Origin of the sequence: Mycobacterium sp. 852002-53434_SCH5985345, assembly GCF_001667155.1 — a bacterium.
GTDB lineage: Bacteria > Actinomycetota > Actinomycetes > Mycobacteriales > Mycobacteriaceae > Mycobacterium.
The window spans coordinates 244,424-253,135 of sequence record NZ_LZIE01000066.1; the positions used below are offsets into that span (position 1 = coordinate 244,424).

The following is an 8,712-nucleotide window of genomic DNA, read 5'->3' on the forward strand; positions in this document are numbered from 1 at the left end:
GCATATATTGCACGGCATGGGCGCCGGTCACAATCACAGTCCCGCCGCGACCGACGGGTCCCGGCTGATTCCCCGCATGGTCGCCGCCGCCGCAATTCTGGCGGCGTTTTTCGTCATCGAGTTGACCACCTCGTTGCTGATCAACTCGATCGCGCTGCTGGCCGACGCGGGCCACATGCTGACCGACGTCGTCGCCGTCTTCATGGGCCTGGCCGCCGTGACGCTGGCCCGGCGGGGCAGCGCGTCACCATCGCGGACGTACGGCTGGCACCGGGCCGAGGTGTTCACGGCGGTCGCCAACGCGGGGCTGCTGATGGGTGTCGCGCTGTTCATCCTCTGGGAAGCCATCCAGCGGCTCAGCGAAACCCCGTCGGTGCCCGGGGTACCGATGATCGTGGTCGCATTGGCCGGGCTGCTCGCCAACCTGGTGGTCGCGTTGCTCCTGCGGTCGCACTCCGAACAGAGCCTGGCGGTCAAGGGCGCCTACATGGAGGTGGTCGCCGACAGCGTCGGCAGCCTGGGCGTGTTGATCGCCGGTGTGGTGACCGTGACGACGCGCTGGCCGTATGCCGACGTGGTGGTCGCCGTGCTAGTCGCGCTGTGGGTGCTGCCGCGGGCGATCTCGCTGGCCCGCGACGCGTTGCGGATCCTCTCCGAATCGTCGCCGACCCACATCGACGTGGAGGAGCTGCGCTCGGCGCTGGGCGCCGTCGACGGCGTGTCGGAGGTGCACGACCTGCATGTCTGGACGCTGTCGCCGGGCAAGGACATGTGCACCGCGCATTTGCGGAGCACCGGCGACTCGACCCGGGTGCTCCACGACGCGCGTGCGGTGCTGTCGGCCCGCGGGCTGCAGCACGCCACCGTCCAGATCGACACCCCGAACGACGCGGGCTGTTCGGAAAACTTCTAGAGCCCCAGGGCCGGGCGCGCCTCGGGGTCGCAATCGTCGAGCAAATCCAGGCAGCGCAGGTACTCGTCGGGCTCGCCGATCGTGTCGGCGGCCCGCGCCAGCGCGGCCACGCACCGCAGGAACCCGCGGTTCGGCTCGTGCGCATACGGCACCGGGCCGAAACCCTTCCAGCCGTTGCGCCGCAGCTGGTCCAGGCCGCGGTGATAGCCGGTCCGGGCGTACGCGTAGGCGGTGATGGCCTGGTCGTCGGCCAGCGCCTGCTCGGCCAGTTCCGCCCAGGCCACCGACGCCGACGGGTGCGCGGCGGCGACGATCCCGGGTTTCTCGCCGGCGAGCAGTTCCGCCTCGACGTCGGGATCGCCCGGCAGCAGGGTCGGGTCAGGTCCCAGAAGGTCTCGCGGCGGCGTCATGGCTCCTATTCTGCAGCTGCCCCGTTTCGCCGGGGTGGCGGACCTCGACCATCGCCCCATCGAGGGGGGCGGGTCGCTAAGCTCTCCAACTACCCCACCCGATAGCGGAGGACAGCCGTACTCATGCCCCAGCCACCCGAGCCCGACCGCGGCGGCGCGCCGAATCCGCCTGGGCACGAATGGGCCGCGCAATCAGGCGAGGACGCGACCGAGAGCGTCCCGCTGCTACCGAGCGACTCCGAGACCGAGACCGTGGTGATCAAACCCGATTCCGTCGGCGATCCGAAGGATCCCGAGCAGGACGCGGACGGCCAGCAGCGCGAACGCCGTTTCACCGCGCCGGGATTCGACGCGCGAGAGACCGCGGTGATCGCCACCACCCCGGAGCCCGCCACCGAAGTGTTCTCGACACCTCCGGAAGGCCAGACAGCACAGTTCGGTCAGCCCGCCAAACCGGCTGTGCCGCAATCGATCCCACCCCGGCTAGGGGGAAAGCTGCGCACGTCCCGGCAGTTCAACTGGGGCTGGGTGCTGGCGCTGGTCCTGATCGTGCTGGCGCTGGCCGCGATCGCGATCCTGGGCACGGTGCTGCTCACCCGCGGCAAACACACGAAGGTGTCGCAGGAAGACCGGGTTCGGACCACGATCCAGAGCTTCGACACCGCGGTTCAAAAGGGCGACCTGACCACGCTGCGCACCATCACCTGCGGCACCACCCGCGACGGGTACGCGGACTACAACGAGCATTCGTGGGACGAGACCTACCGCCGGGTCTCGGCGGCCAAGCAGTATCCGGTCATCGCCAGCATCGACCAGGTGGTGGTCAACGGCCAGCACGCCGAGGCCAACGTCACCACGTTCATGGCGTACGACCCCTCGCTGCGGTCGACCCGCAGCCTGGACCTGCAGTACCGCGACGAGCAGTGGAAGATCTGCCAGTCCCCCAGCGGCTAGGTCACCCGTCAGCGCCGAACGTCTAACCACGGCGAATTTCGGGCCGGAATTTCGCCATGAGTGCACGCTCGGCGAAGCCGCAAGCCGCTACCCGTCCACCGACTTTCCGGCGCAGTGCAGGTCGTCGCAGGCCTCCACCACGCGCTCGGTCATCGCGGCCTCGCCCTTCTTCAGGTAGCTGCGCGGGTCGTAGACCTTCTTGGCGCCCACCTCGCCGTCGACCTTCAGCACGCCGTCGTAGTTGCTGAACATGTGGCCGGCGATCGGGCGGGTGAACGCGTACTGGGTGTCGGTGTCGACGTTCATCTTCACCACGCCGTAGCGCAGGGACTCCTCGATCTCCGACTTGAGCGAGCCCGACCCGCCGTGGAAGACGAAGTCGAACGGCTTGGCCAGCCCACCAGGAGGGTCGGGCAACCCGAGCTTGGCCGCGGCCACCTGCTGCCCCTGGGCCAAAATATCGGGGCGCAGCTTGACGTTGCCCGGCTTGTAGACGCCGTGCACGTTGCCGAACGTCGCGGCCAGCAGGTACTTGCCGTGCTCGCCGTGGCCCAGGGCGTCGATGGTCTTCTCGAAGTCCTCCGGCGTGGTGTACAGCTTGTCGTTGATCTCGTGGGCGACGCCGTCTTCCTCGCCGCCCACCACGCCGATCTCGATCTCCAGGATGATCTTGGCGGCCGCGGCCTGCTTGAGCAGTTCCTGCGCGATGACCAGGTTCTCGTCGATCGGCACGGCCGAGCCGTCCCACATGTGCGATCCAAACAGCGGGTCCTGACCCGCGGCCACCCGCCGGGCCGAGATCGCCAGCAGCGGCCGCACGTAGCTGTCCAGCTTGTCCTTGGGGCAGTGGTCGGTGTGCAGCGCCACGTTGATCGGGTACTTGGCCGCGACGACGCGGGTGAACTCGGCCAGCGCCACCGCACCGGTCACCATGTCCTTGACCCCCAGGCCGGAGGCGAATTCCGCACCGCCGGTGGAGAACTGGATGATGCCGTCACTGCCGGCGTCGGCGAAGCCCTTGATCGCGGCGTTGACCGTCTCGGAGGAGGTGCAGTTGATGGCCGGGAAGGCGTACGAGTTCTCCTTGGCACGTCCCAGCATCTCGGCGTAGACCTCGGGGGTGGCGATGGGCATGGGCTCCTCCTGGCGACTGGGCCCATCCAGTATCGCAACACCGGTATGTTGAAGCATCGTGAGCACCACCGTGACGGCCCTGCCGCACATCTTCGACCCGATGTACTGGCTGGGCGCCGACGGAGTCTTCGGATCCGCGGTGCTGCCCGGCATCCTGGTCATCGTCTTCATCGAGACCGGCCTGCTGTTTCCGCTGCTGCCCGGCGAATCGCTGTTGTTCACCGGTGGGCTGTTGGCCGCCCACCCGAACCCGCCGGCCAGCATCTGGGTGCTGGCCCCGGCCGTCGCCCTGGTCGCGATCCTGGGCGATCAGACCGGCTATTTCATCGGCCGCCGCATCGGCCCGGCGCTGTTCAAGAAGGAAGACTCCCGGTTCTTCAAGAAGCACTACGTGACGGAGTCGCACGCCTTCTTCGAGAAATACGGGCCGTGGGCGATCATCCTCGCGCGGTTCGCGCCGTTCGTTCGGACGTTCGTCCCGCCGGTCGCCGGCGTGTCCTACATGCGCTACCCGGTGTTCCTGGGCTTCGACATCGTCGGCGGCATCCTGTGGGGCGGCGGCGTGACGCTGGCGGGCTACTTCCTGGGCAACGTGCCGTTCGTGCACCACAACCTGCAGAAGATCCTGCTGGCGATCCTGGTGATCTCGCTGATGCCGGCGTTCATTGCGGCCGTGCGAAGCTACCGGGCCCGCCGGCGGGGGGCGGCCGGCGGGGAGCCCGACTCAGGACACCCGACTCCTGCGGTACGCAACGAAAGCGTCTAGCAGTTCCGGTCGGTCGATCGAACTCTGCTGCACGGCCTCGCCCGGCGCGGCGCCCAGCAGGATCCGCTTGATCGGGATCTCCAGCCGTTTGCCGGTCAGCGTCCGCGGTATGCCGGGAACCGCCAGGATGTCGTCGGGCACGTGGCGCGGGGAGGCGTGCTGACGAATGGCCGCCACGATCCGCGACCGCAGCCCGTCGTCGAGTTCGGCGCCGTCGGCCAGGGTCACGAACAGCGGCATCCAGTACCCGCCGTCGTCCTGCTCGACCCCGACCACCAGGCAGTCACCCACCTCGGGCATGCCCTCCACCGCCGTGTAGATCTCCGCGCTACCCATCCGCACGCCCAGCCGGTTCAGGGTCGCGTCCGAACGACCGTGCACCACAACGGATCCCCGATCGGTGATGGTGATCCAGTCGCCGTGACACCACACCCCCGGATACTTCTCGAAGTAGGCGGCCCGGTACCGGCTGCCGTCATCGTCCTTCCAGAAGAGCACCGGCATCGAGGGCATCGGCTCGGTGATCACCAGCTCGCCCTCTTCACCGATGACCGGATGGTTTGGCCCGACCCAGGATTCGATGGCCGCGCCCAGGCAGATGCACGACAGCTCGCCGGCCACCACCGGCAGGATCGCGCAGCCGCCGATGAAGGCGGTGCAGACGTCGGTGCCGCCGCTCATCGAGATCACCGGCACCGACCGGCCGAGTCCCTCTTGGACCCAACGGAATCCGGACGCGGGCAGCGGTGAACCGGTGGAACCCACCGCGCGCAACCCGTCCAGCGGGTACGTTGCTCCCGGCTTGAGGTCCTTCTTGGCGCAGGCCAGCAGGTAGCCCGCCCCGGCGCCGAGCACGTTGACTTGCGCCTCGGCGGCGACCCGCCAGAGCCCGTCGGTGCCCAAATGCGTTGGGCTGCCGTCGTAGAGCACGATGGTGGTGTCGGCCAGCAGCCCGGACAGCTGCAGGTTCCACATCATCCAGCTGGTCGAGGAGTACCACAGGAAGCGCTCGCCGGCGTGCAGCTCCAGTTGCAGGCTCAGGTATTTCAGGTGCTCAAGCACCACCCCGCCGTGACCGTGCACGATCCCCTTCGGCTTGCCGGTGGTGCCGGACGAGAACATCACCCACAGCGGGTGCGCGAACGGCACGGGGGTGATGTGCAGCTCTGCATCCGATTCCACCGCCGTCGCCCACGCGACGCTGTCGCCGTCGGCCGCGAGCCCGAGCCGCGGCACCACCACGGTGGCCCGCAGGCTGGGCATCGCCGCCCGGATCGTGTCCAGCTCCGCGCGCCGGTCGATGCGCTTGCCGTCGTACACCGATCCGTCGGTGGCCACCAGCACGGCCGGCTCGACCTGGCCCAGGCGCGCTATCACGCCGTCGACGGCCACGTCCTGGTTGCACACCGCCCAGCTCGCGCCCACGGCCGCGGCGGCCAGCGCGGCGACGGCGGCCTCGGCGACGTTGGGCAGGTAGCCGACGACGGCGTCCCCGGGGCGCACCCCGAGGCCGCGCAGGTAGGCGGCAAACGCGCCGGTCTCACGCCGCAGCCGCGCCCACGACCACTCGCACGCGCCGTCCTCGCCGACGACGATCATGGCGGGCTGCTCGTCGGTGGCGTGCCGGAAGATCTCGGTGGCGTAGTTGAGCGTGGCGCCGGGGAACCACTCGGCGCCGGGCATGGCACGGTTGCCCAGCACCGCGCGGGGCGGGCTGTCCGCCTGAATGTCGAAGTAATGCCAGACGGCGTCCCAGAACCACTCGATGTCCTCGACGGACTTGCGCTGCAGCGCGTGGTAGTCGCCGTAGTGGCCGCGGCCCGTCTCGGCGAGCCACGCCATGAAGTGGGTGAGGTTTGCCTGGGCCAGCGTGGCCTCGTCGGGAATCCAGCTGCCGGGCTCGGTCACGTCGCACTCCCTGCGGTCACGGCGGTGACGTTACAGGCGGCCTCCATCAGCATCCACCCCGACAGCTGCACCGACAGGTCCCGTTCGGCCACGTCGGAACTGCTCACCGCGCCGTCGACGAACTGCGCCTCCCCGGCGGCCTGGCTGGGCAGCTGCGCGTCGCGGTCCCAGAACGGGCCGAACAGCGGCAGCCCGTCCACCGTTTGGCGGTAGTCCCACGCCGACTTCGCGCTGGCCAGCACGATCCGCCGGGCGGTGTCGCGGGCCGCGGCGTCGTCGGCCGACTCACCCGGCAGGGTGGTGGCGACCAGCGCGAGGTAGCGCGCGGTGACGCCGGAGAACAGGCCGCCGTCCCCGCCGCCGGCGCCGGCCAGCACACCCGTCGGCGCCATGTGTTCGGCGACGGCCGCGACCAGCCGGTGCACCCTGGGCGCGTGCCGATCGTCATGGGTGCGGGCCGCGAGTTCCGTTTCCAGGCCGAGCACCACGCCCTGGCAATAGGTGTACTGGGCGCGGACCAGCGAGCCGGCCTTGATGCCGTCGAACACCAGGTGCGTCTCCGGGTCGATCAGGGTCTCGTCGATCCAGTCGGCCATCTGCTGGGCGCGCCGCCGCCGGTCGGAGTAGCGGGCCAAAAAGATCCCCGCCGGGCCGTTGGCCGGGGCGTTGAAGAACTGGTCCTGCTTGCGCCATGGGATGCCGCCGCCGTCCTCGGGTACCCACGCGTCGAGGAATTGCTCGGCCAGCTTGGGCAGGGCGCGGTGGCGCTCGACGCCGGCTATCCGGGCGGCGCGTTCCAGCGCCAGCGCCAGCCAGGCCATGTCGTCGTAGTAGCTGTTGGTCCAGCGAAAGTTGTTGCGCAGCCGGTGCGAGCGGACCTGCCGGTTGATCTTGGCGTGCCGTGCGGGTTGCGGGTCGCGCAGCTGCGCGTCGACCAGGCAATCCAGCAGGTGCGCCTGCCACCAGTAGTGCCAGGTGCCGAACATCCGGTCGCGCCGGGTCGGCGGCCAGGCCACCACGCCCAGCTGGGTCCCGGGCAGCCCCCACAGCCGTTTCAGGTGTCGTTGCGCGACAGCGGCTTCGGAGCTGGCTGCCCGGTTGGCCCATAGCTGATCCATACCGCCGATCCTGCCTCATACTGAAATATGCGCTACCGGCAAACCATTTCGGGGACCACGCACACCTTCTCCGGCCTGGTCGACGTGATGGCTAAGGCGACACCGTTGCGCTCCGGGGACCAGCTCGCGGGCTGCGCCGCCGGCTCCGACGCCGAACGGGCGGCGGCCGCGTGGGTGCTGGCCGACATACCGCTGGCGACGTTCCTCACCGATGTGGTCGTGCCGTACGAGACCGACGAGGTCACCCGGCTCATCATCGACGGCCACGACCCCGAGGCGTTCGGACCGATCGCGGACTTGACCGTGGGCGGCTTCCGCGACTGGCTGCTGGATGCGGCGTCCCGCGACGACGGCGCGGCGCGGATCGCCGCGATCTCCCCCGGGCTGACACCGGAAATGGTTGCCGCGGTGTCGAAGATCATGCGCAACCAGGACCTGATCCTGGTGGCCGCCGCGACGACGGCCACCGCGGCCTTCCGGACCACGATCGGTTTGCCGGGCACGCTCGCGACCCGGTTGCAGCCCAACCACCCCACCGACGACCCCCGCGGCATCGCGGCGGCGCTGCTCGACGGCCTGCTGATGGGCTGCGGTGACGCGGTGATCGGCATCAACCCGGCGACCGACTCGCCGCACGCGGCGTCTGAGCTGCTGCACCTGCTCGACGACATTCGCCAGCGGTTCGCGATCCCCGTCCAATCCTGCGTGCTGTGCCACGTCACGACCACGATGGAGCTGATCGACCGGGGCGCGCCCGTCGACCTGGTTTTCCAGTCGATCGCGGGCACCGAGGGCGCCAACTCCTCGTTCGGGACCTCCATCGGCATGCTGATGGAGGCCAACGAGGCCGCCCGGTCGCTGCGCCGCGGCACCGTCGGCGACAACGTCATGTATCTGGAGACCGGGCAGGGCGCGGCCCTGTCGGCCGGTGCCCACCTGGGCGTGGGGAACCAGCCGGTCGATCAGCAGACGCTGGAGGCGCGGGCCTACGCGGTGGCCCGGGCGCTGCAGCCGCTGTTGATCGACACCGTCGTCGGATTCATCGGACCCGAGTACCTCTACGACGGCAAGCAGATCATCCGCGCCGGACTCGAAGACAACTTCTGCGGCAAACTGCTCGGCCTGCCGATGGGCGTCGACGTCTGCTACACCAACCACGCCGAGGCCGACCAGGACGACATGGACACGCTGCTGACCCTGCTCGGCGCGGCGGGCACCGCGTTCGTCATCACGGTTCCCGGCGCCGACGACATCATGCTCGGCTACCAAAGCCTGTCCTTCCACGATGTGCTGTACGTGCGAAAAGCGTTGGGGCTGCGGCCCGCACCCGAATTCGAAGCATGGTTGGCCGGCCTGGGCATGGTCGACGCCGACGGCCGGATCCTGCCCGTCGACCTCGCGACGTCGCCGCTGCGGGCGCTGGCAGCCGGCTGATGGACGACATCTGGGCACCCCTGCGCGCCACCACGCTGCTCTACGACGGCAGCCCAACGCATTTGGGCACCGACG

The 8,712-nt window shown here is 69.4% G+C and carries 8 protein-coding genes; 4 read left to right on the forward strand and 4 right to left on the reverse strand.

Going from position 1 to position 8,712, the window contains the following annotated elements; all coding sequences use genetic code 11:
• The first annotated feature begins 16 nt into the window (after positions 1-16).
• Entirely contained in the window at positions 17-913 is an 897-nt protein-coding gene (locus A5756_RS16995) for a cation diffusion facilitator family transporter (RefSeq protein ID WP_066954656.1), read from the forward strand.
• Here A5756_RS16995 and A5756_RS17000 read toward each other — a convergent pair.
• The gene (locus A5756_RS17000; RefSeq protein WP_066954659.1) at positions 910-1,323 is read right to left on the reverse strand and encodes a DUF3151 domain-containing protein; all 414 of its coding nucleotides are present in this window, start codon (positions 1,321-1,323) and stop codon (positions 910-912) included. The genes A5756_RS16995 and A5756_RS17000 overlap by 4 nt on opposite strands.
• Before the next feature lie 123 nt (positions 1,324-1,446).
• On the opposite strand from A5756_RS17000, the gene A5756_RS17005 reads away from it, so the two are divergent.
• Positions 1,447-2,277 (forward strand): hypothetical protein, encoded by an 831-nt coding sequence (locus tag A5756_RS17005; protein ID WP_066954662.1) that lies wholly within the window; start codon positions 1,447-1,449, stop codon positions 2,275-2,277.
• 87 nt (positions 2,278-2,364) lie between these two features.
• On the opposite strand, the gene fbaA is transcribed toward A5756_RS17005, so the two are convergent.
• Positions 2,365-3,411: a class II fructose-bisphosphate aldolase gene (gene fbaA / locus A5756_RS17010; RefSeq protein WP_066954665.1), complete on the reverse strand. Its 1,047-nt coding sequence runs from the start codon at positions 3,409-3,411 to the stop codon at positions 2,365-2,367.
• A 58-nt stretch (positions 3,412-3,469) separates the two neighbouring features.
• On the opposite strand from fbaA, the gene A5756_RS17015 reads away from it, so the two are divergent.
• Positions 3,470-4,177: a DedA family protein gene (locus A5756_RS17015; RefSeq protein ID WP_066954668.1), complete on the forward strand. Its 708-nt coding sequence runs from the start codon at positions 3,470-3,472 to the stop codon at positions 4,175-4,177.
• Here the strand turns inward: A5756_RS17015 and A5756_RS17020 are convergent.
• Both A5756_RS17020 and A5756_RS17025 read right to left on the reverse strand, forming a co-directional pair.
• Complete coding sequence (locus tag A5756_RS17020) at positions 4,136-6,085, reverse strand: acetoacetate--CoA ligase (protein ID WP_066954671.1); 1,950 nt, start codon at positions 6,083-6,085, stop codon at positions 4,136-4,138. The genes A5756_RS17015 and A5756_RS17020 overlap by 42 nt on opposite strands.
• Entirely contained in the window at positions 6,082-7,203 is a 1,122-nt protein-coding gene (locus A5756_RS17025; protein ID WP_066954674.1) for a glycoside hydrolase family 76 protein, read from the reverse strand. The genes A5756_RS17020 and A5756_RS17025 overlap by 4 nt, the downstream gene beginning before the upstream one ends.
• A 27-nt stretch (positions 7,204-7,230) precedes the next feature.
• Between A5756_RS17025 and A5756_RS17030 the strand changes: the two genes are divergently transcribed.
• Positions 7,231-8,637 carry an ethanolamine ammonia-lyase subunit EutB gene (locus tag A5756_RS17030; protein WP_066954678.1) on the forward strand — a complete coding sequence of 469 codons (1,407 nt, stop codon included), beginning with the start codon at positions 7,231-7,233 and terminating at the stop codon, positions 8,635-8,637.
• Positions 8,638-8,712 lie beyond the last annotated feature (75 nt).